This window comes from Porcipelethomonas ammoniilytica, assembly GCF_025567485.1.
Taxonomy (GTDB): Bacteria; Bacillota; Clostridia; order Oscillospirales; family Ruminococcaceae; genus Porcipelethomonas; species Porcipelethomonas ammoniilytica.
In genome coordinates this window covers 148,860-169,891 of record NZ_JAOQKH010000004.1, presented here as the reverse complement: position 1 = coordinate 169,891, position 21,032 = coordinate 148,860, and the positions used below count along the sequence as shown (strand labels likewise).

The window sequence follows — 21,032 nt, the reverse complement described above, 5'->3', positions numbered from 1 at the left end:
TTTTTAAAAATCTGTACGGCTGAAACAAAGCTTTCTGTCATCACATGTTCCAGATAACGAGGACTTAATAATGAGTAAAGAAAAATCAAAAAATAAAAAGAAATTTGGCAGCGGTAAATATTCTGTAGAAAATTATCAAAATAAAATTATAATTTTTCTTAAAAAAAACGGAAAAAAGCCCCTATCCTCTAAGGAATTGGCGGCAAAATGCAGAAGCGTAAAAGGAAATGAAAAAAATTACAAAACAGCGGTCTCTGAACTTTTACAGAACGGAACAATATGCGAACGCCGCAGAGGCTTTGTAATGTGCGATATTCTGGGATTTTTCAAAGCCGAAGTTTTAAGACTTAACCGTACGTTCGGATTCATAAAACGCTGCGACAATAATGAAGAGATTTTTATTCCGGGAAAATTTCTCTGCGGCGCAATGCCGGGGGATATTGTTTTGGCACGTTATATTGAATCCCGTTCAGGAAAACCGGAAGGCGAAGTTATCGACGTTCTTGTACCGTCGGCATCAAAGCTTACAGGCATAATCATCGAAGAAGAAGGTACTCAATATTTTCTTGCGGATACTATGTCGAAAACTCCTGTAAAAATTGAAGAAAACGGTATCGAATATCATGCCGGCGATAAGGTCATGGCAGAGCTTTGCAGAATGGGAAAACGTCACAGAGATCATAAAGTCAAGATAGTTTTCCGCTTCGGAAATTCACAGAATGCCGTATGCTGCGCTGAATCGGTATTGGCTGTAAACGGTATTGAAAAAGAATTTTCCGACGAGGTAAAGCGGGAAGCGCAAAAAATTGCGGCGGCAGGCGTATGGGAAGATGATTTTAAAAACCGTCTTGACTTAAGAAACCAACTGATTTTTACAATTGACAGCGCTGAATCAAAGGATCTTGATGACGCTGTTTCTATTGAGCGTATCGCAGACGGATATATACTGGGAGTGCATATCGCCGACGTTTCCCATTATGTTAAAGGAAACAGTCCTCTGGACAGAGAAGCTCTTAACAGAGGAACCAGTATCTATTACGCCGATAAGGTCATACCTATGCTGCCAAAGGAGCTTTCAAACGGTATCTGTTCGCTTAATCCCGATGAAAACAGACTGACTTTTTCTGCAATAATGAATATTTCAGCAGAGGGTAAGCTTAAAGATTTCACCTTTAAAAAGTCTGTCATACGCTCAAAGGTAAAAGGCATTTATTCGGAGATTAACAGTATTCTTGCCGAAAATGCTAACAAAGAAATCCTTGAAAAATACAGAGAACTTATTCCAAGTATTGAAATAATGAACGAGCTTGCTGACAAACTCATTGCAAACCGACAAAAAAGAGGTGCACCGAACATCGAAACCTCTGAAAGCAAGCTAATAATAAACGACGAACAGCTTTGTGTTGACGTCAAACCCAGAACCAGAGGCAAATCTGAAATGATTATTGAGGAATTTATGCTTCTAGCCAACGAATCTGCCGCAAGACTTGCAAGAGAAAAGCAGATTCCTTTTGTTTACAGAATCCATGAAACGCCTTCGCCGGAAAAAATTGACGATTTAAAAAGCGGTCTGAGAAGGCTTAATGTTGAGATTCCCGTATTTTCTCAGGTCAAGCCTGCACACCTTGCGGAAATTCTGACAAATGCAAAAGACAAACCGTTTTATCCGGTAGTCAACATGATGACGCTCAGATCAATGGCAAAGGCAAAATATCACACCGAACCTGTCGGACATTTCGGTCTGGCGCTTGACGACTACGCTCATTTTACATCTCCTATAAGAAGATATCCAGACCTTGCTATACACAGAATTCTTTCAGATGTCATAGACGGTGCCGACTCACAATGGCTTGAAAAAAGATACGGCGGATTTGCCGCAAAAGCTTCAGAACATTCCACCGCAGCGGAAATAAGAGCCATGAATATTGAAAGAGACTGCGAGGACTGTTATAAGGCAGAATATATGCAGCAGCATGTGGGAAACGTATTTGAAGGTCTTATTTCAAGCGTTACAGAATTCGGTTTTTATGTAGAACTGGAAAATACCGTTGAAGGTCTTGTTCATATTAACAGTCTGCCGGAGGGTTATTATAATTACGACGGTTATTTTACTCTCAGTGACGAATACAGCGGAAAATCATATTCTGTAGGAGACCGTGTAACCGTAATTTGTTCAAGGGCGGACGTAAACAGCGGAAATATAGATTTTGACCTGAAAGTATAGACAAGGAGAAAGCAATGAAAAAATATATGCTTGCAGCCGTTCTGTCAGTGTTACTGCTGACTGCTGCCTGTTCAAAGGAAGAAACAAAAACAGCAGACGCAAAAACATCTTCTGTTTTGTCCGACTCAGAAACAGAGGCTTCCGATCATGCAGACGGTAAAAGCGAAATTGAAAAGGAAGCTGATGAAGCAACTGAAAAAGTATCAGAAAATCAAAGCACTGCTGAAATGCAAAGCTTTGATGAACAGTCAAAAGAGATATTTGAAGCAGAAGAACAAAACAACCAGTCCTCTGAAAGCCCCGCTGATGAAGGCAGTTCGCAATCCCAAGACATTGAAGCTATCGGCAGCGAACTTTTTGAAAAAAGCTGTCAGGTAACATGGAATATGCTTATAGGCTGTCCTTACAATCTTGACTATGACACTATGACAAACAGCGGAGCCGTTCTTATCGACGATCCTGCCGTTACCGGTCTGGAGGATATTATAAACGATTATTGTCAGATTTTCGCTTCTCCTGACGGCGGTCTTTATGACAAATATTTTGAATCAGAAAACGGCGTATACTGCTTTGACGGCGGTAGAGGTGCAGACAGGTCTTATACAGATACAAAACTGGAACTCGTGTCTCAAAGTGATACGGAAGCGGTTTTCAATGCAGTATCACACTTTAAAGATCCTGACACTGAAGAATCTAAAGACGATGAAACCAACATATTTGTTATAGTCAAATCAGACGGCGTATGGAAAACAAAAACATTTACATTGCCTTATTAATAAAAAACCGGTCTTACGACCGGTTTTTTATATCTGTGTGTTTTCAACCTGTTTTAATTTCGGACCTTTTACCAGTGCAACAATTGAGGAAATAAAGAAAATAAAAAATATTACTGCCGCTATTACCGGAAGAATCATAAATGTTATTTCTGATTCAGATAAATCAAAGCCTTCACGATACTCGTCTAAGTCTTTATTTATTCCTTTATTAAATAAATCGTCCATTAATATAAATGCTTTCATAACCTTTAAAGATATAAGATCAAGTATAAGACATATTGCCATGAATATTGTACGTATCGCTGATACTGCCGGATGGTATGCCTTAAAGCAAATTATACTGAATATAATACAAAGTACCGTCATTATCATAAACGGGTAAAAGAATAAGGCTATATCACCAAGTATTCCGGAAAATTTCGGATCGTCTCCTGATCCTTCATGCTGAACGGCAAATATCATAGCTCTGATAAAATGCACAAACATAACTGCGCCGCACAGGAATGTCAGTATGGTCAGTATTCTGAAAATAATCGACGGGATTTTTGATTTCATAATTTTCTCCTTTTTTCCGTTTATGTCAGACGGAATTTATTCTAAAATATTAAATATAGTTAAAATTATATCATATTTTCTGAATATCGTCAAATTTATTTTTTATTTGCCTATTGACAATAAAGCAGATTTATGGTATAATTTCAAAGGTTGTGTGGGTGTGGTGAAATTGGCAGACACGCAAGATTTTGATTGCGTTACTACGGTGAAATTATTATTTTGTGTTAATTTCACTTATATATTGCAGTATTTGTGAAGGAGATAGGAAATATGGTTCTAAGAAATTATATAAAAGAAGATGCAGCAATTATCTGTAAATGGCTTAGAACCGAAGAAGAATTATACAGATGGTCGGCTGATAGGTTTAATAAATTTCCGCTTCTTGAAACTGACATTAACAATAACTATATGCCACAGATTGAAACCAGAAGATTTATTCCACTCACAGCGGTAGATGAGGAAGAAAATTTATTAGGTCATTTTATAATCCGATATCCAAGAGAAGATGTTGACTCTACTGTTCGATTTGGATTTGTTATATTAAATCCTGATTTACGAGGCAAAGGATACGGAAAGGAAATGTTGCGTCTTGGAATAGAGTATGTTAAAGACAATTTAAGTGCGAAGCGAATTGATTTAGGTGTATTTGCAAATAATGATAACGCAAGATTTTGTTACGAGTCGATTGGATTTAGAGAGTACAGCAGGCGAAAATGTGAGATGCCGATAGGTGTATGGGAGTGTATTGATATGGAGTTATTTATGGCGTAAAGAAACAAACAAAAACGACAAATTCGGATTTATACATGAAAAATTAAATATGCGGGTGTGGTGAAATTGGCAGACACGCAAGATTTTGATTGCGTTACTAAAATATATGATTAAATGAGGTACAGAAAATGATACAATATATTGAAGCAACGCCAACTGCTGATGAATTCAATACACTTACCGATTCTGTTGGCCGGGGTTGTACTAATAGAGAAATTGTTGAAAAAGCACTGAAAAATACTGTTTATTCGATTTGCGCATATGACGATAACAAAATTATCGGTTTCGGAAGACTCATAGGTGATACGGCAATGTTCTTGTATATTCAGGATATTATGGTTTTGCCTGAATATCAAAGACAACAAGTCGGTTCAAGTATAATGAAATATCTCATAAATAAGGTTGACGAATTTAAAAAAGATAATCTTGACATTAGAACTTATTTAGGCGCTTCCAAAGGCAAGGATGCATTTTATAAAAAATTCGGGTTTGTCACTCGTGAAGAAGCAGGGTTAGGTGCAGGAATGGTCTTGTTCTAATAAATAAGTATTATTATTTCTAATATGCGCCTGTGGTGAAACCGGCAGACACGCAAAATTTCGTTTGCGTTACTACAGTGCATTTAATTCTTGCGGCTGTTGATAGGTAAAATACAATATAAAAGACATGGCTTTATATTTTGAGGTTTAGTAATTATGACTGCATTATTTACGACAGAGCGCTTATCGGTGAGAAAATTTATTCCGGATGATTATGATGATTTAGCAGATATTTTAACTGATACTGAAGTTACTTATTTTGAACCTTATGAAACTTTTACAAGAGAAGCCTGTGTTCAAGAAGCAATAAATTTCTCAAAAAGCGAGGAGTTTTTTGCGGTTGTCTTAAATGATAAAGTTATAGGAAAGATATACTTTTCAGATAAAGGTTTCGGCAGCTATGAAATCGGATATACTTTTAACAGGAATTTTCAAGGTAAAGGATACGCTTACGAAAGCATCTGCGGAATGATGAAATATGCTTTTTCCGCCCTTGGCATCCGCCGTATTTTTGCTGAGATAGATTCAAGAAATATAAAATCTTTAAAGCTTGTTGAACGAATTGGAATGCGCAAAGAAGCAGAACATAAGGAACTGTTTCCACGAAAAGAAAATAATGAAATATATAATGATTTTTATATTTATGCAATTCTGAAAAGGGAATTTAAATATTAAACAAGAAATATGCGGGTGTGGTGAAATTGGCAGACACGCAAGATTTAGGTTCTTGTGCCGCAAGGTGTGCAGGTTCAAGTCCTGTCACCCGCACCAGATAATGATAATCCGAACCCGGTTCCAATCGGAGACGGCTTCGGATTTTTAGTATATCTTTAGTGCTAAAGCAAAAGCAACGGTATCGTGAGTGATACCGCTGCTTTTGTCATACGCTCCTTTTCTTTTCCGGTTCATTTCCCCTCTGCGCTTTCCATTCTTAAAATTCTTTCTTCCCCTCTGGGCTTTCAAAGAATTTCTGAATTTCTGGGAGCAGACAGTGGGCAAGGGCTTCTATTTCATGTTGGGGGATATTTGTGTCCGGTTGCTTTTTTGCCATATATCGCCTTTCTTATTCAGTTGTCAAAGTACAATGCCGCACAGGGGCGGCGTGAAAGTCTGCTTATGCTCAATCACCTTTCCTTTGTGTGCTGCCGTTGCCGCTTTACTTCCGCCAGCACATCCGGCGGGATACGGTCAACCAGCCTTTGGATATTCTGCAATTCGCTTTCCAGCTTCGCCCGTTCCATGCGGTCTTTCATTTTGTCGCTTTCGCTGGCTCTGGCTCTCGCTTCCAGCTTTTGATTTTCTTCCAACAGGTCATTGATTGTGACCTTGTATTTTTTGAGCTGCCCGGAGAAGTTCTCCATTTGCGGAAACCACTTTTTCAGCATGGCAAGGGCTTCCTTTTTCTTCCTTCCGGCGTTGATTGGATTGATACCGTCCAGCGTGGCTTCAATCGATCTTGCCTGTTTGGAGAGATTGACCGCCTGTTTGAAAAGCCGGGTAGGGATATGCTTCCGGCCTGTCTTGCTGGCGCTCTCCCCACGCTCCAAGTCCGGGATATTTCTCCACCATGTAGGCGTGAAAATCGTCCTGCCACTTCGTCAAATTCGCCCGGTTGCCTATGATTTCTTTAGCGCACAGGCGGTTGTCCTTTGTCAGCGGAACGAAAGTCAAATGCAGGTGGGGCGTTTTCTCGTCCATATGTACCACCGCCGACACGATATTTTCCCGGCCTACCCGATCAATGAGAAAGTCTGCCGCCCTCTGGAAAAAGGCTTGTATCTCCTTTGGGGACTTCCCCTTGAAAAACTCCGGGCTGGCGGTGATGAGCGTATCCACAAACCGGGTGCTGTTCTTGCGTGTCCTGCACCCCGCCTGTTCAATGCGGCTCTGAATGAAATGGTAGTATCTCCCCTCCGGCTTAACGATGTGAAAATTGTATTTGCTCCGGCTGGTGTCAATGTCGGGATTGCTGGCGTACTGGTCTTTCTGTTTTTCTGTCTTTCTGTCTTTCGTGGTGGGCTTCCAGCGGTCTTGCCGGATTGCCCTTATGCTTTTCAAATCGCAAAATTGCGTGCTGTGCCATAAACTCCTTTCCCCATTCCTTTCCTATCCGGGACTTTTCCACAGGAAAATCCCGCCGAAAATATCTCTGATAGGATTGGAATGGAATTGATATAAATAAATCTGTTAATCTTTGTATTTCTATATACCGTCCGGTTTTCGTACTTCAAGAGGATTGATTATCGTACTCCATGAGTACGGTTTTCAGTCCTCCGGCGTACCGGAACTGGATTTCTTGAAGTCGGTGTTTGAAACCGCTTCATAAGATTTGGGATAGATACGGTTGGGTTTTCCACAGCCCTGTTTCTGTATCTCCACAAGCCCCGCATACTGCAACTCCCGCAGGGTGTTGACCGCTTTCTGCCGCCCACAGTGGAGCAGGGCGACCACCTCGCAGATTGGATAATACAGGTAAATGCGCCCGTACTCGTCTGCCCAGCCGTTCTTGCGTGACAACTCCGTCCGGCGCAGGATAAAGGCATACAGTATCTTCGCTTCGTTGGACAAAGCTGTGAATGTGGGGGCTTCAAAGAGAAAATTCGGGAGCCGGGTGAAGCTGACCGATTTCTCCGGCTGATGAATATAAATGGTATTTGTCATAGTGTGCTTTGTGGACAGTTAGAACGGTATTTCCGGGGTAGGGCGATACTTTATACCACTTTCCCCGGTTCCGCCCTCTGGAAGCCTTATAAATCAAGGCTTTTTTCCTGCCTAATTGTCCACGCTTGACCTCCTTTTCCGTTCACTTTCCGCTTTCTGCCGCCTGTGAACGCTGGCGGCACAGGCGGGACAGTATTTCGCCCGGTTGGACTTTGGGATGAACACGCCGCCGCAGACCTCACAGTGTTTCAAGTCCTTTCCTCGAAAAATCTCTGCTTCCAGCGTCCCGTCCTGCGGCAAGACCGACCAGCGGAACCACTTACAGCAGACCGAGAAAGAAATCATCTGGGAGCAAGTGCGGCTGTCCCCGTCGTCAATGGCGATACAATCCCCGCCCTCACAGTTGCAGCACTCCCGGCGGATAAGGCTGTTTGCCTGTTTTCTCTGTGCCGGCGTCATGCGGTAGAGGGAGACGTCCGGCTTGCGCTCCAAGGGCGGCAATCGCTTGTATAAATTTTCTTTCATGCGTTCCTCCGTTTCCTTGCTGCCGTTCTCTCCAAAAGTCTTTATCCTAAAAGCCGTATTTCTACGGCTACCCCATTTCTGCAGCGTGTCCCGGCATTGGTGCGCTTTATGCGTCGCTTCTCCTGTCGGTCATATTTCTTTTGGACGGTCATTCTGTTTTCAAGGTGCTATTCCGAACGTTCGTGAATCCAGTTTATCAGAAAAAAATGCAAATCCCGGATTGTTGCGAGAATTGCATTTTCCCAAAGTCTATACTTTTGAAATTGCATTTCTGCAATTATCCTGTATAATGGAAGCATACAGAGGAGGTGCGTATTCATGGCTTTACCCGGAACACCCGGACAGCGGATTTCAGACCTTTGCAACGGGCGGCATATCCCGTAAAAGGAACTGGCAAAGAAAATAGGGATTTCCCCCTCCCAGTTGAGCCGGATCGTCAGCGGGGAAACAAAGACGGTCAGCAGTGATATTTTTATAGGCATTGCGAAAGAATTTAGAGTGTCAACGGATTATATTCTGGGCTTGTCAACAGTGAGCGTCCAAAAGAGTTATGACATATCGGAATTGGGATTGTCCGAGGGAGCAGTCCGGGGGCTTGTAACGGGAATGGTAGATGTGGAAATTCTCAACCGCTTGTTGGAACATAAGAATTTCCCACGCCTGATAAGCCTGATACAGATTTATTTTCAAGACACAGCGGCAAGGGGCGTTATGGCACGAAACCAGGTAATCGAAATGGCAACATCTTCGCTGTCCGATTTAATGAAAGACCGCCCGGAATACCGGGCGGAAGCAAGACAAGATATACAGTTTATGAACGCCCACAAGCTGGGGGAGCATGAAGCGGAGATTGAGAAAATCAAGAATGTGTTTATGCCTATCCTACGGGACATAAAAGGCGATATAGACAGCGGGGAGCCGCCGGAGGAACCAGTGACCGCAGCTATGTTTCAAAATATCCAGACCGCCGCACAGGAGCAGAAGCAGGAATTACATACCATTGATGATGTGACGGCGTTGGTTGCGGAACAGCTTAAAAAGGTCATGCCGCTGGACAAGGAAACAAACGAACAATTCCAGCAGTTGATGAAGAAGATAATTGAGCAAGCGGGAAAGTAAAGATATTTGAGGGAAAATGATATGGTAAAGTCAGAAGTTAAAGAAATAATTAGACGATTGAAGAAAAAAGAAATTCGGATTTTTGATGTCCCAGAAGAATATAAGAACGATATTCAGATTGTGACTTTTGAACGAAAAGCGGGTTTTCGTATAACAGGGAAAAGAGGATTTGACATTATTTCTAATTCTTTCTTCGTTGAAGAAACGTTAATTTATTTGGACACAGATGGCGTGGAACAAAAAAGAGGCGTTTTTCTATCGTTTGATAATTTTGATTCTTATTTTGAATTTTTAAATGGGGATATTTATGATAATGCTTGCTATACATTTTGCCCTTTTTCGAGAATATCTATTTCAAAAAAAATTGACGCAAAAAACTTAATGGCAAGAAAAGCGTTTATCGAAGATACAATAGATGAGTATTCGTTGTCATTATCAAACGAAGAAAAAGAGAAGTATGAGAAAGGAAAGCAAATTCATAAATATTGTCAACAGTGGAGCAAAAAATTTAATAATTGTAGTAGCTATGATGAATTGGTAAAAGTCGTGGGAAATTATCAGAAATCTAAGATTGCGTCCATTGTTGATGTCAGCTTTTTCTTTTTTCAGTATATTTTCGCAGATGTCAAGGATAAACAACGATTCTCTATTATTATGGATTATATGTCCTCCGGCGCTTATCCTAAATGCAAAATAATCAACGCATTGTGTTCAATATATAACCCTGATGATGTTATGCAGTCATATGACTACTCGCTGGGAGTAAAGGGAACGATATATAAGCATAAGAAGAAATTGAAAGAGTACATCTGCCGCTTGAAAAATGGAGAAATTAAATTTTATTCAAAATCATTTTTTGATAAGGAAACACATTACTATTGCGAAGAAACTCAAGGCTATCTAGAGGATAATAAATCAACAATTTATAGATATTTTGAAACGTTTGATGAGTTTGCTAGGTATCGTAACGGAGATTTGACATATTGTGATTTATCGGGTGCACTTGAATGTGATGCGGATTTTTCTAATTACATTATTGATGAAACGACAAAATTACCAGTTCATACAAATACAGAGGTTACTTATTCGATAAAAAAATACTATCAAAACAGAAAATTCTATGTTACGCAACAATGGTGTAATACATCTGGTAGTGTGATAAAAGAATACAAACATTCCTTTGATTATTTTTTCGATTTTGTTGCTTTTTTAAAGGGTGATTTGTCTGAAGCTAATTTACTTTTTTGTGATGGGCTTGACAATTTAGCTCAGTGGGATTTTATTGACTTTACAGGCGTAAAAATGAAAAGTAGCTTATGTGAAAAGTTTGGTCTACAATATGATACTTATGCGATCAACTTGAACGTCATAGAATCCTTTGAGTGTATTGAAAAAAACGAATCTGAAACTGCTTTAGTTCTTCAATCTTCAAGAGACTTGGTATCAGAAGTAGCAGGACGAGACTTATCAAATTTCGATTTGGCTTTTGATAACAAATGCCAAAGAGTTCACTATATTTCAGATCTTCATCTTATGCACAGAATAAAAAATGCAGGCTGCCGTTCAAAAGAAGATGTTATATATGTGATTCAAAAAATAGTTGATACTATTGCTAATGAAGCAGAAAGCTTATTATTGATTGACGGTGATGTAGCATCAGATATTGGAATATTTCAGCTGTTTGTAAAGATTCTTTCTAAAACATTACGTCGGAACACACAGGTTGTGTTTACACTTGGAAATCATGAGTTATGGAGTTTTTCGGGCTTTCAAATAGAACAGATTGTTTCAAAGTATCGAACTATTTTAGAAGAATACGGTATGTATTTACTTCATAACGATCTTCTTTACAAAGAAGATTGCGATTTGCTTGCTGAGCCAAAAACAGGAACACACCTGATTAAATATCACGATTTGTGTCAAATGAATGAAGCACAAATTTCTGACTGCTTGCGAAGTGCGAGATATGTGATTTTCGGCGGATTGGGATTTTCGGGATATAATATGGAGTTTAATGCCAATAATGGCATTTATCGAATGACTATGGATAGGGATACTGAAATAAAAGAATCTAAAATTTTTGAAGATTTGTATAATCGTTTACGTCCTATTCTTTCCAATAAGAACACGATTATTTTAACGCATACACCTAAAAAAGATTGGTGTAGAGAAGCAGGCCCTGATAAAAATTATGTTTATGTAAGTGGACATACACACAGGAATTTTTTCCATGATGACGGTGAGTATATAGTTTATTCGGACAATCAAGTGGGATACCATAGCGAGAACCCTCATTTGAAAACTTTTTTGATTGATAATGATTATGATTGTTTTTCTGATTATGAGGATGGCATATTTGAGATCACGAGTGAGCAGTACAAAAACTTCTATCGAGGGAAAAATATATCAATGACCTTCCAGCGAGAAGTAAATGTACTCTATATGTTAAAAAAGAATGGGTATTATTGTTTTATCCACAAATCAAGAAGTGGCAGTCTTACTATCCTTAATGGTGGTGCTATGAAAAAATTGGAAATTCAAGATGTTCAGTATTATTATGATAATATGGACTCCATGATTTCTACAATAAAAAAGCCACTTGACGAGTTTACTTCATTTCAAAAGCGTATTGCAGATATGGTAAAAAGAATTGGTGGAGTTGGTACGATTCATGGGAGCATAATCGACATTGATTTTCGTAATCACATATATGTGAACCCGTTTGACTTATCAATAACTGGGTATTGGGCATCCAATATAATTAACAAAATTGTATATCCGTCCATTCCGGCCTTATTGGAAAAGAACTGCCCTACAATATTTGGCGAATATGTCAAACTTCTTAAAGGTAATAGCGAAAATCCGTTAGCACCAAAACAACAAACGAATGTTGCAATATTACCACAGACGTATCTTGATACGGATATTTACAGGGCTTCAAGAGAAATAAATAAAATGCAGAAACTTCATTCAAATATATTAAGCTCTTGGTATGAAGATACTCTACATAAAAGACCTCAAATTGAAATCACATAAAATTGGACGTTCTACTTATTTTGGCTTATGAAAAAATACGATTATAAATTACAGGGAAAGGGTAAACGAGGACTTCATATACGCCCTGTCTGCTGATGAAACCAGTCCTGCGCTTGCGGCTCCACGCCACGCAATCACAGCCCTGTTTTCCTGCCGTAAAAATGCCCTTGCCCTCCCCAGTGGCAACGACATTTTTACGGCAACGCCGACAGAGCGTATAACACACTACACTTTGCAAGCAAAGTCGTGTGCCAAAGGGGTAACCCTTTGGAAACCCTGTTTTGTCGGAGTGTTCAGCCACACTTCTTCCAAAACGTAAAATAAGCGGTTGCAATCTGCTGTTAAAATTACAGCCGGATTGACCGCTTATTTTGTTTCTGCCCGCCAGTTTTCTCTATCCTATCCATGATTATATTATATAAAAATTATGCTTAATACGGGTTGAAATATAAACGCATAAATGATATAATGAATGTAAAGAAAACAAGGAGGTCACAACCTATGAAAGAGTTAGGAGAACGCCTGCGGATATTGCGGGAGAGTGTGAAGCTGTCACAGGTAAAAATGGCGGGATTATTAGGAGTAAAACAGTCCAGTATCAACCGCTATGGGCAAGGGCAGTCGGCGCCCTCTTTGGAAACGCTTGTGAAGTATGCAGATTATTTTGATGTGTCAATGGATTATCTCTTTGCACGAACCGATAACCCACAGGGAAAGCTATATGAATACCGTCCCAAGATTGCGGCGAGGAGTGACGAGATGAAACAATTTATTGAAATGTGCTTTGACCCGCAATCTCCAATGATGAAAAGTTAAAGCAGACGCTTCTTCAAATTATGGAGGTGGACAGATGAAAGGTGTTATCTACGCCCGCTATTCTTCCGACAATCAGAGGGAAGAAAGTATTGAGGGACAGTTGAGAGAATGTAAAGAGTATGCCGAGCGCAACGACATTATGATTTTGGGCACCTATATTGACCGGGCTTTATCAGCGAAAACAGATAACCGCCCCGAATTTCAGCACATGATTAAGGACAGTGCAAAGGGCTTATTTGATGTCGTGCTGGTTTGGAAGTTAGACCGATTCGCCCGGAACCGTTATGATAGCGCACGATATAAAAATATTTTGAAGAAGAACGGTGTCAAAGTTATTTCCGCAAGAGAAAATATCTCCGAGGGAAGCGAGGGGATTATACTGGAAGCCATGCTTGAGGGATATGCAGAATATTACTCTGCCGAACTCTCCGAAAAAGTTATTCGGGGATTGACCGACAATGCGTTGAAATGCAAATACAACGGCGGCACAGTCCCAATGGACTATTCTATTATATTGACGAACAGCAGTATTATCAAATCGACCCCAAGACTGCCCCGGTGGTGCTGGAAATGTTTACGAGATACAGCGAGGGAGCGACCATGCAGGAGCTTGTCAATCTGCTGAACAGCCGGGGGATGCGCTCCATTCGTGGCGGGAAAATCACGCTAAACATTATGAACCACCTGTTAAAGAACCGCCGCTATATGGGCGAATACAGTTATCGTGATGTAGTCAAGGAGGACGGTATTCCGGCGATTGTCCCGAAAGAATTATTTGAACGAGTACAGGAACGGCTGGCGAAAAATAAAAAAGCTCCCGCCCGTCATAAAGCAGAGGACGATTATTTGTTGACAACGAAGCTGTATTGCGGGAAGTGCGGCTCTTTTATGGTAGGGGAAAGCGGCACAAGCCACACGATGAAAGTACACCGCTATTATCGTTGTGTGAATACCAAGAAAAAGAAACTCTGCGACAAGAAAGACTGGATTGAGGATTTAGTTGTCAGCTACACTATGAAAGCGATTATGAATGATGAAGTCATGGAACGGCTGATTGATACGCTTATGGAATTGCAGAAAAGAGAAAGCACCGACCTGCCTCTTTTGAAAAAACAGCTTGCAGAAACGGAAAAAGGCATTAACAATATGCTCAACGCTATCCAAGCCGGGATTTTCACACCGTCCACCAAACAAAGGCTGGACGAGTTGGAGGAAACCAAGAGCCAGCTTGAAATCAGCATTTTGCAGGAAGAAATGCACAAGCCCATGCTTACAAGAGAACAGATAGCTTTCTTCATTTACCGTTTCCGGAAATTTGATGTGACAAAGCTGGAACAGCGGCAAAGACTGATTGACAGCTTCGTCAATGCGGTGTATCTTTATGAGGACAAGATAATCCTTACTTTCAACTATAAGGACGGTTCCAAGACTATCACGCTGGCGGAAGTTGAGGGTTCGGATTTATCCGTACTCGGTGCACCAAAGGCAAAGTTACAGAATGTAATTTTGCCTTAAATTTTATAAAGTTTATTTTAAGGAGATAATTGTTTGAATAAAAATAACAGACCTGAGATAGCAGCGTAAACGGGAGGTTTGCGAATATATCTCACACAAACCTCCCGTGTTGCATTAACAACTTTCAGGAGGAAAAACAATGAATAAAAATGACTATATTATTCGTCTGGAGACAACAGCCGACTATAGAACTGTAGAAAATATAAACCGTGAAGCATTTTGGAATTTAAGCGTTCCCGGAGCAAACGAGCATTATTTTGCACACATTATGAGAGACCATGCTGATTTTATTCACGAACTTGATTTTGTTATTGAAGTTGACGGAAAAATAATTGCAAGCATAATGTACACTAAATCAAAGCTCATTAATGAATCTGGAATGGAAAAGGACATCCTTTCTTTCGGTCCAATCTGCGTTTTGCCTGAATATCAGCGTATGGGTTACGGCAAAATCCTCATTGAACACTCTTTTGCAAAGGCACTTGAAATGGGTTATGATACGGTTGTGATTTTCGGTAATCCAGATAATTATGTGTCTCGTGGATTCAAAAGCTGCATAAGATACAATGTTTGTATTGAGGGTAATATATTCCCTACAGCGCTTCTTGTAAAGGAACTTCGTGAGGGCGTGCTCGACGGTCAAAAATGGTATTACCATGAAAGTTCCGTTATAGAATCGCTTAACGATGAGGAAAAATTTAAACTCTTTGACGCAGAGTTTCCGCCTAAAATCAAGGCATGGCAGCCAAGTCAGGAAGAATTTTTCATACACTCTCACTCAGTTTTCAAAAATAACAAATAAAGTAAAGTCGACAGTTTTTGCTGTCGGCTTTTTTAATTTAATCACGGCTGACGGCAGTATAAACATAACAGTTTATAAATTTTTTTTAAAGCCTTGACATACCGGATTAAATATGTTATGATATGAATGAACAATTCATTTATAAAAAGAGGTGAGATAATGCAGAATGAAAGAATCAAAGAAATTTATAATGCGGCGGTAAAATTATTCTTGCAGCAAGGGTATTCAAAAACTCAAATCAGCCATATTGCAAAAGCTGTAGGAGTATCTGTTGGAACTATATACCATGACTTTGCCGGAAAGCAGGAAATCATGCACTTTATATTAAAGTGTACTATTGAACCAAGCTTCCTTGAAAGGGACTTTAACGGACCGATCACGGATAAGCTTTTTATTAAATTAAACGATGAAATCAAAAACGAATTCATAAAAGCTGCCGAAGTGTTTTCATACAATTTAAAAAATGTGGACGCCGATTATACGTTTGAAAATTTTATATCCGACGCTTTTGACCTTTTAGAACGTTATGCAGTCGGTTGTCTTTTCATTGAAAAAAATAAGATGGACTGTACTGAGCTTGCGGAACACTATCTTTTGTATAGAAAAAAATTCATTTCCGCAATGACTGAATATGTTGTCAAGTTTATGGAAAAAGGAATTATTCGTCAGTTAAAACATCCGGAACTGACAACTATTTTAATTATCGAAACGCTTAGCTGGTGGACAATGGATATGCGCTATACTTCTTTTGAAACATTGAATATCCCAACTGAATTAGCAAAAGAAGTTTGCTTGGATAATATTATTTCTGCTTATAAAATATAAAATTTGCAGGCAATAAGTCCTGCTTATTTTAAAAGATATTTATGAATGAATGATTCATTTTAATAAAATTGGAGGAATTATTATGAAGGAAAAATTATTTTGTATCGGTATGTTATCAATAGTTTCATTATTTACAGGCTGCTCAAGTAATTCAAGCTGTAAAATGGTTAATCAAATGATCTTTGATTTAAATAGTGTAACTGAAATTACAATAGCGTATGACGAAGAAGACATCTCATTTTATGAGGGCAGCAATAACGAATTGCGGATAGAAGAATATATGACCGCTGACAAGAAAAGCTATTACGCAGAAGTAAGCGAGAAAAAAAACAGCATTCATATCAGCGAGGGCAGCAAACCCTTTTTTAGCGGTGATTTTGAACGGTATGTCAAGGTTTATCTGCCGTCAGAATACAATGCAAGTCTGAATGTATCTACTACAAACGGAGAAATCAACTTTTCAGATATTTTTATTCAGTTAGAATCTTTGTATGCTGAGAGTACCTCCGGTAAGGTTATTATTAACGAAGTCAATACCTCTGACATTCGTCTTATAACAACAAACGGAAAAATTGACTGTGGAAATGTAGCGTCAGATAAAATAACGGTACGCTCTACAAACGGAAATGTGCACATTCAAGCTTTAGAAGGCAAGGTAAGTTATACGTCTACCGGCGGTTCGCTGACTGTTGAATCAGCACGGGGAGGCGGAAGCTATAAGGCTGAAAATTCCGGCAAATTGAAGGTATGCTATGAAGAGTTATCCGACGACTTATATATGTTCAATAAAAACGACAGCATTAATCTGATGCTGCCTGAAAACCTATCCTTTGAATTTAAAGCAACAACTAAAAACGGTTCAGTCAGTGTACCTTTTAACGACGAAGTTTCAAAAAAAGATCGTACAACTAAGGGGACAATTGGTTCTGATCCGACTGTCAAAATAGAACTTGAATCACGAAACGGAAATATAAAGGTAGAGCAATAAAACAGTAAACAGACAGTTCTGAGAATTTTTATTTATTATTTCACCAAATTTTTTTAAATAAATTGTGCATAATAACAAATTTCTTAAAATATTTTTTCTTAATTGTATATTTTTATGCAAAAATATGTCCTTTTCTCACTATTTATAGAGGGACTTGTTCTCTACTATACATAAAAGGAGAAATTTAAATGACATTGGAAAATTTTAATTATCGTACTGATCCATTGTTTTTAAGAAATCAATTTGATTCTGCAAATTCATTTGGTATTCCGGATATTCCGAAACCAGAATTCACAGAAGATGAGCTGAAAAACCTACTTTTGCTTGGCTTCAATCAACTTAAAAAAGATAATGGAAAGCACGCGGAGCGAATAATCCATTTCTTTTTGTATGACTACAATTTTGAAAAAATATGGAGTAATCCGGAATTGTATTTGAAATCTTTATCTCAATACAAAGGAATCCTCACGCCGGACTTTAGCATGTATCTTGAAATGCCTTATACACTTCAGCTTTACAACACATTCAGGAACAGATGGTGCGGAGCTTTTTTTGCCTCAAAGGGAGTTCATGTAATTCCTACAGTAAGCTGGACTGATGAGAAATCCTTTGAGTTTTGTTTTAAGGGAATTGAAAAAGGCTCAATTGTAGCGGTTTCCACATATATGTTTCATGAAAGCGATCATCATAAGGATCAGAAAGAGTTATTTATGAATGGATACAACAGAATGCTTTCTGAAATCGAACCTGAAAAAATCATTTGTTACAGCGAACCTTTTTATGAAATGAAAGGGGATATTATTTATGTCGACTATGAATTAAGTTCATGGAAATATCTTAGCAGCAATATATCACCATATTTGACAAAACCAGACATTAATGATATAATAATAAAAAGTTATGGATATGTCTGCAAAGGCGGCGGAAGCGCATTCGGAGGAGAATGGAAGCCTAAGGACAAAAATTCTGAAAGGTTTTTAGGTGAACCTAATACTATAAGGGAAAACACTGTAAAAACAACCAAAGGCAGTTATGATGTCCTCGATTATTATAATAAAGATGGAAAAGCTATTGCTGAAAGACATTTGACAGATCACAATAAACCTCATAAACATTCCGATCCTCATGACCACTTGGTCGATTGGGATAAAAATTTTCCCGACCCTGGTTCACCAATAAATTATACAGATAATATTATACCAACTTTTGAAGAATTTGTCAGTGAGCTTATTGGAAAAATATCAGACTATATTACAGGAGATGAAAAATCAATGAAAAATTATGAATATAATCCTGATGACCATAAATTTAAAACACTGGGAGAGTTTAAATTTTATTTAAATACGGGTTGGAATCTCGGTTTTGAATATAACGGTGTAGAATATGGCATCGAGGGTCATAATAACAGTTTTGAAATATGGATTTATAATGAACGATTCCTTGCAGAGGATATAACCCTTGAACAAACCCTTGATTTTGAATTTGACGGTGTAAAGCTGCGCGATTTCATTACTACGGACGATGTTGTAATTATTGAAAGACATATTTAATTTATTTATATTTTAAAATGCAGCCAACAATATACAAGGAGATGAAAAATCAATGAAAAATTATGAATATAATCCTGATGATCATAAATTTGAAACACTGGGAGAATTTAAGTTTTATCTTTCATGCGGAGCAAATGTTGGATTCAAATACAATGGCGTAGAATACGGAATTGAAGGACATGAAAATAAATTTGAAATATGGATTTACAATGAGCGATTCCTTGCAGAGGATATAACCCTTGAGCAAACTCTTGATTTTGAATTTGACGGTGTAAAGCTGCGTGATTTCATTACTACGGACGATGTTGAAATTATTGAAAGAATAATGTAAATTCTCTGATTTTATTACAGGAGATGAAAAATCAATGAAAAATTATGAATATAATCCTGATGACTATAAATTTGAAACACTGAAAGAATTTAAGTTTTATCTTTCATGCGGAGCAAATGTTGGATTTAAATACAATGGCGTAGAATACGGAATTGAAGCTGTATTCGGCTCAGATGGAAAAAAACAAAATGACAGTTATTGTATATGGAATGATAAAGAAGATTTAGCTGAGGGTATTACACTTGAGCAAACTCTTGATTTTGAATTCGATGGTGTAAAGCTGCGTGATTTCATTACTACGGACGATGTTGAAATTATTGAGAGAATAATGTAAATATAAAACGAATCTTTCTTTTAAAGGATTCGTTTTTTTACTATTCAGCTGCTTTTTCTACCGATTTGTTCTTACAATAATATCACATAATTCTTACAATAATGTCACATAAAAAGTTAAAATGTAATGTAAATAGATGTCGGATATTCAGCGTTTCTGTTATAATGTATCTTGCAAAACGATAAATGAATTGAATTTTTAATCAATTACAAAAGGAGTATGAACCCGCATGATACTGAGCGTTAAATTTATAAAAAAAATAACTTCCCGTTTATTAGTCGTTATTATGATTATCCTAGGTTTTTTTTGTGTTAAAGGTTACAATTTATACTCAGATACGATAAAACAAACCCCTATCGAAGATATAGCGGATAATATCCAGAGTCAGGATAACTTTACTTATTACGATGAATTGCCTCAGATATACATTGACGCTGTTATTTCTGCCGAGGACAAACGTTTTGAAAAACATTTTGGCATTGATCTATTTGCAATAAGCAGAGCGACATGGACAGATATAAAGACATTTTCCTTTGCTGAAGGAGGAAGTACTATTACACAGCAAATTGCTAAAAATCTGTTGTTTACGCAAGAAAAAAAATTAGAACGTAAATTTGCTGAAATTTTTGCTGCTTTCGCATTGGAAAAAGAGTACAGCAAAAAAGAATTATTTGAAATCTATGTTAATACGATTTATTTCGGAGACGGATATTATGGAATTTATGACGCCTCTCAGGGGTACTTTGGAAAAAAACCGTCTGAGCTTACCGATTATGAAGCTGTCATGCTTGCAGGTCTTCCAAATGCTCCTTCCGATTATTCACCAAACGATAATATAGAGCTTGCCGAAAAACGAATGTCAGCCGTACTTGACCGTATGATAAAATGCAAAAAAATCACTAAAGAAAAAGCAGAAAATATTATGAACGAAAATAACTAATCAAAAATAATTATGTAAATTATCTTGACAAGTTAAGAATATAGTGATATAATTTAAAAAATTAAAAAAGAGGAGAAATATAATGAACAAATTAAAAAAAATATCAATTCTTTTTGCGGCTGTTTTATCATTGACCATGCTGGCATCATGCGGCAGTGATTCAAAAGATACGAAAAAGTCAGATAAATCAGACTCGTCAACTGCTGAAGATAAAGCTGTTTTTGGTTTTAAGTTTACTGTAAACGGCGATGAATATGCTGTACCTGCTCCGTTTAAAGACTTTGCAGATAAGGGTTGGGAATATGACGGCGAATCTGATGAAAAAGTTCCGGCGCATAAATACCTGATAGGCGCATACATAGAAAAAGACGACATGGATCCTTCAGTTTATATTATGAACGACAGTGACGACGAAATAAACGTAACCGAAGGAGATATATCCTGCATAGGTTTCGACCAGTTTGATATGAAAAACAACGAAATTAAATACGGTGATAACATTACAATGGGTAAAACTACCCTTGAAGAAGTAAAATCCGCTTTCGGAGAACCTGATTATGAAAATACTCTTGAAGATCTTGGTATTACAACAATAAGGTATGAAAAAGATATTTACATAGAAGTTGAGTTTAAATTTGATGAATCAGGCATTCTTAACGGTTTTACCCTTACAAATCAGCCTACAGATTTCTAATTAGTAAATACCTCAGGAATAAATTCCTGAG

General features: G+C 38.1%; 21 protein-coding genes, 1 tRNA gene and 2 pseudogenes. 20 read left to right on the top strand and 4 right to left on the bottom strand.

Annotation, left to right across the window (positions count from 1 at the left end):
• Positions 1 to 70 precede the first annotated feature (70 nt).
• Complete coding sequence (gene rnr, locus OCV67_RS05000; protein WP_147642851.1) at positions 71 to 2,224, top strand: ribonuclease R; 2,154 nt, start codon at positions 71 to 73, stop codon at positions 2,222 to 2,224.
• Between the two features lie 14 nt (positions 2,225 to 2,238).
• A complete protein-coding gene (locus OCV67_RS04995; protein ID WP_147642849.1) occupies positions 2,239 to 3,000 on the top strand; it encodes a hypothetical protein in 762 nt (253 codons plus the stop codon).
• Between the two features lie 27 nt (positions 3,001 to 3,027).
• On the opposite strand, the gene OCV67_RS04990 is transcribed toward OCV67_RS04995, so the two are convergent.
• Positions 3,028 to 3,555: a hypothetical protein gene (locus OCV67_RS04990; RefSeq protein WP_147642847.1), complete on the bottom strand. Its 528-nt coding sequence runs from the start codon at positions 3,553 to 3,555 to the stop codon at positions 3,028 to 3,030.
• Positions 3,556 to 3,825: 270 nt separating this feature from the next.
• Between OCV67_RS04990 and OCV67_RS04985 the strand changes: the two genes are divergently transcribed.
• The 4 genes from OCV67_RS04985 to OCV67_RS04970 all read left to right on the top strand — a co-directional run bounded on the left by OCV67_RS04985 (position 3,826) and on the right by OCV67_RS04970 (position 5,636).
• Positions 3,826 to 4,326: a GNAT family N-acetyltransferase gene (locus OCV67_RS04985; RefSeq protein WP_147642845.1), complete on the top strand. Its 501-nt coding sequence runs from the start codon at positions 3,826 to 3,828 to the stop codon at positions 4,324 to 4,326.
• A gap of 128 nt (positions 4,327 to 4,454) precedes the next feature.
• Positions 4,455 to 4,865: a GNAT family N-acetyltransferase gene (locus tag OCV67_RS04980; protein WP_147642844.1), complete on the top strand. Its 411-nt coding sequence runs from the start codon at positions 4,455 to 4,457 to the stop codon at positions 4,863 to 4,865.
• Positions 4,866 to 5,021: 156 nt separating this feature from the next.
• Entirely contained in the window at positions 5,022 to 5,540 is a 519-nt protein-coding gene (locus OCV67_RS04975; RefSeq protein ID WP_147642842.1) for a GNAT family N-acetyltransferase, read from the top strand.
• Positions 5,541 to 5,551: 11 nt separating this feature from the next.
• A tRNA-Leu gene (locus tag OCV67_RS04970) sits at positions 5,552 to 5,636 on the top strand.
• A 353-nt stretch (positions 5,637 to 5,989) separates the two neighbouring features.
• On the opposite strand, the pseudogene mobV reads toward OCV67_RS04970, so the two are convergent.
• The 3 genes and pseudogenes from mobV to OCV67_RS04955 all read right to left on the bottom strand — a co-directional run bounded on the left by mobV (position 5,990) and on the right by OCV67_RS04955 (position 8,051).
• Positions 5,990 to 6,948 (bottom strand): annotated as a pseudogene (mobV, locus tag OCV67_RS04965) (MobV family relaxase).
• A 182-nt stretch (positions 6,949 to 7,130) separates the two neighbouring features.
• A complete protein-coding gene (locus OCV67_RS04960; protein WP_147642840.1) occupies positions 7,131 to 7,526 on the bottom strand; it encodes a replication initiator protein A in 396 nt (131 codons plus the stop codon).
• A gap of 111 nt (positions 7,527 to 7,637) precedes the next feature.
• Positions 7,638 to 8,051, bottom strand: a complete 414-nt coding sequence (locus tag OCV67_RS04955) for a cysteine-rich VLP domain-containing protein (protein ID WP_147642838.1) — start codon at positions 8,049 to 8,051, stop codon at positions 7,638 to 7,640.
• 390 nt (positions 8,052 to 8,441) lie between these two features.
• On the opposite strand from OCV67_RS04955, the pseudogene OCV67_RS13800 reads away from it, so the two are divergent.
• The 14 genes and pseudogenes from OCV67_RS13800 to OCV67_RS04895 all read left to right on the top strand — a co-directional run.
• Positions 8,442 to 8,555: pseudogene (locus tag OCV67_RS13800) on the top strand (helix-turn-helix domain-containing protein); the annotation flags it as partial.
• A gap of 102 nt (positions 8,556 to 8,657) precedes the next feature.
• Entirely contained in the window at positions 8,658 to 9,170 is a 513-nt protein-coding gene (locus OCV67_RS13795; RefSeq protein WP_449580832.1) for a hypothetical protein, read from the top strand.
• Between the two features lie 21 nt (positions 9,171 to 9,191).
• Complete coding sequence (locus tag OCV67_RS04945) at positions 9,192 to 12,206, top strand: metallophosphoesterase (protein ID WP_147642836.1); 3,015 nt, start codon at positions 9,192 to 9,194, stop codon at positions 12,204 to 12,206.
• Positions 12,207 to 12,707: 501 nt separating this feature from the next.
• Positions 12,708 to 13,022: a helix-turn-helix domain-containing protein gene (locus OCV67_RS04940; protein ID WP_262644292.1), complete on the top strand. Its 315-nt coding sequence runs from the start codon at positions 12,708 to 12,710 to the stop codon at positions 13,020 to 13,022.
• Between the two features lie 34 nt (positions 13,023 to 13,056).
• The gene (locus OCV67_RS13635) at positions 13,057 to 13,647 is read left to right on the top strand and encodes a recombinase family protein (protein WP_317235028.1); all 591 of its coding nucleotides are present in this window, start codon (positions 13,057 to 13,059) and stop codon (positions 13,645 to 13,647) included.
• Positions 13,593 to 14,537: a recombinase family protein gene (locus tag OCV67_RS13630; protein WP_317235027.1), complete on the top strand. Its 945-nt coding sequence runs from the start codon at positions 13,593 to 13,595 to the stop codon at positions 14,535 to 14,537. Before OCV67_RS13635 ends, OCV67_RS13630 begins: the two co-directional genes overlap by 55 nt.
• Before the next feature lie 139 nt (positions 14,538 to 14,676).
• The gene (locus OCV67_RS04930; RefSeq protein ID WP_147642834.1) at positions 14,677 to 15,339 is read left to right on the top strand and encodes a GNAT family N-acetyltransferase; all 663 of its coding nucleotides are present in this window, start codon (positions 14,677 to 14,679) and stop codon (positions 15,337 to 15,339) included.
• Positions 15,340 to 15,498: 159 nt separating this feature from the next.
• Entirely contained in the window at positions 15,499 to 16,164 is a 666-nt protein-coding gene (locus OCV67_RS04925) for a helix-turn-helix domain-containing protein (RefSeq protein WP_262644290.1), read from the top strand.
• Between the two features lie 82 nt (positions 16,165 to 16,246).
• Positions 16,247 to 17,152 carry a DUF4097 family beta strand repeat-containing protein gene (locus OCV67_RS04920; RefSeq protein ID WP_178085007.1) on the top strand — a complete coding sequence of 302 codons (906 nt, stop codon included), beginning with the start codon at positions 16,247 to 16,249 and terminating at the stop codon, positions 17,150 to 17,152.
• Between the two features lie 188 nt (positions 17,153 to 17,340).
• Positions 17,341 to 18,702, top strand: a complete 1,362-nt coding sequence (locus OCV67_RS04915) for a DUF4417 domain-containing protein (RefSeq protein ID WP_147642828.1) — start codon at positions 17,341 to 17,343, stop codon at positions 18,700 to 18,702.
• A 52-nt stretch (positions 18,703 to 18,754) separates the two neighbouring features.
• On the top strand, positions 18,755 to 19,033 hold the full coding sequence (locus tag OCV67_RS04910; protein ID WP_147642826.1) for a hypothetical protein: 279 nt from the start codon (positions 18,755 to 18,757) through the stop codon (positions 19,031 to 19,033).
• A gap of 34 nt (positions 19,034 to 19,067) precedes the next feature.
• The gene (locus tag OCV67_RS04905) at positions 19,068 to 19,367 is read left to right on the top strand and encodes a hypothetical protein (RefSeq protein WP_147642824.1); all 300 of its coding nucleotides are present in this window, start codon (positions 19,068 to 19,070) and stop codon (positions 19,365 to 19,367) included.
• Positions 19,368 to 19,596: 229 nt separating this feature from the next.
• Entirely contained in the window at positions 19,597 to 20,307 is a 711-nt protein-coding gene (locus OCV67_RS04900; RefSeq protein WP_178085006.1) for a transglycosylase domain-containing protein, read from the top strand.
• A gap of 82 nt (positions 20,308 to 20,389) precedes the next feature.
• Positions 20,390 to 21,001 (top strand): hypothetical protein, encoded by a 612-nt coding sequence (locus tag OCV67_RS04895; RefSeq protein WP_147642822.1) that lies wholly within the window; start codon positions 20,390 to 20,392, stop codon positions 20,999 to 21,001.
• Positions 21,002 to 21,032 lie beyond the last annotated feature (31 nt).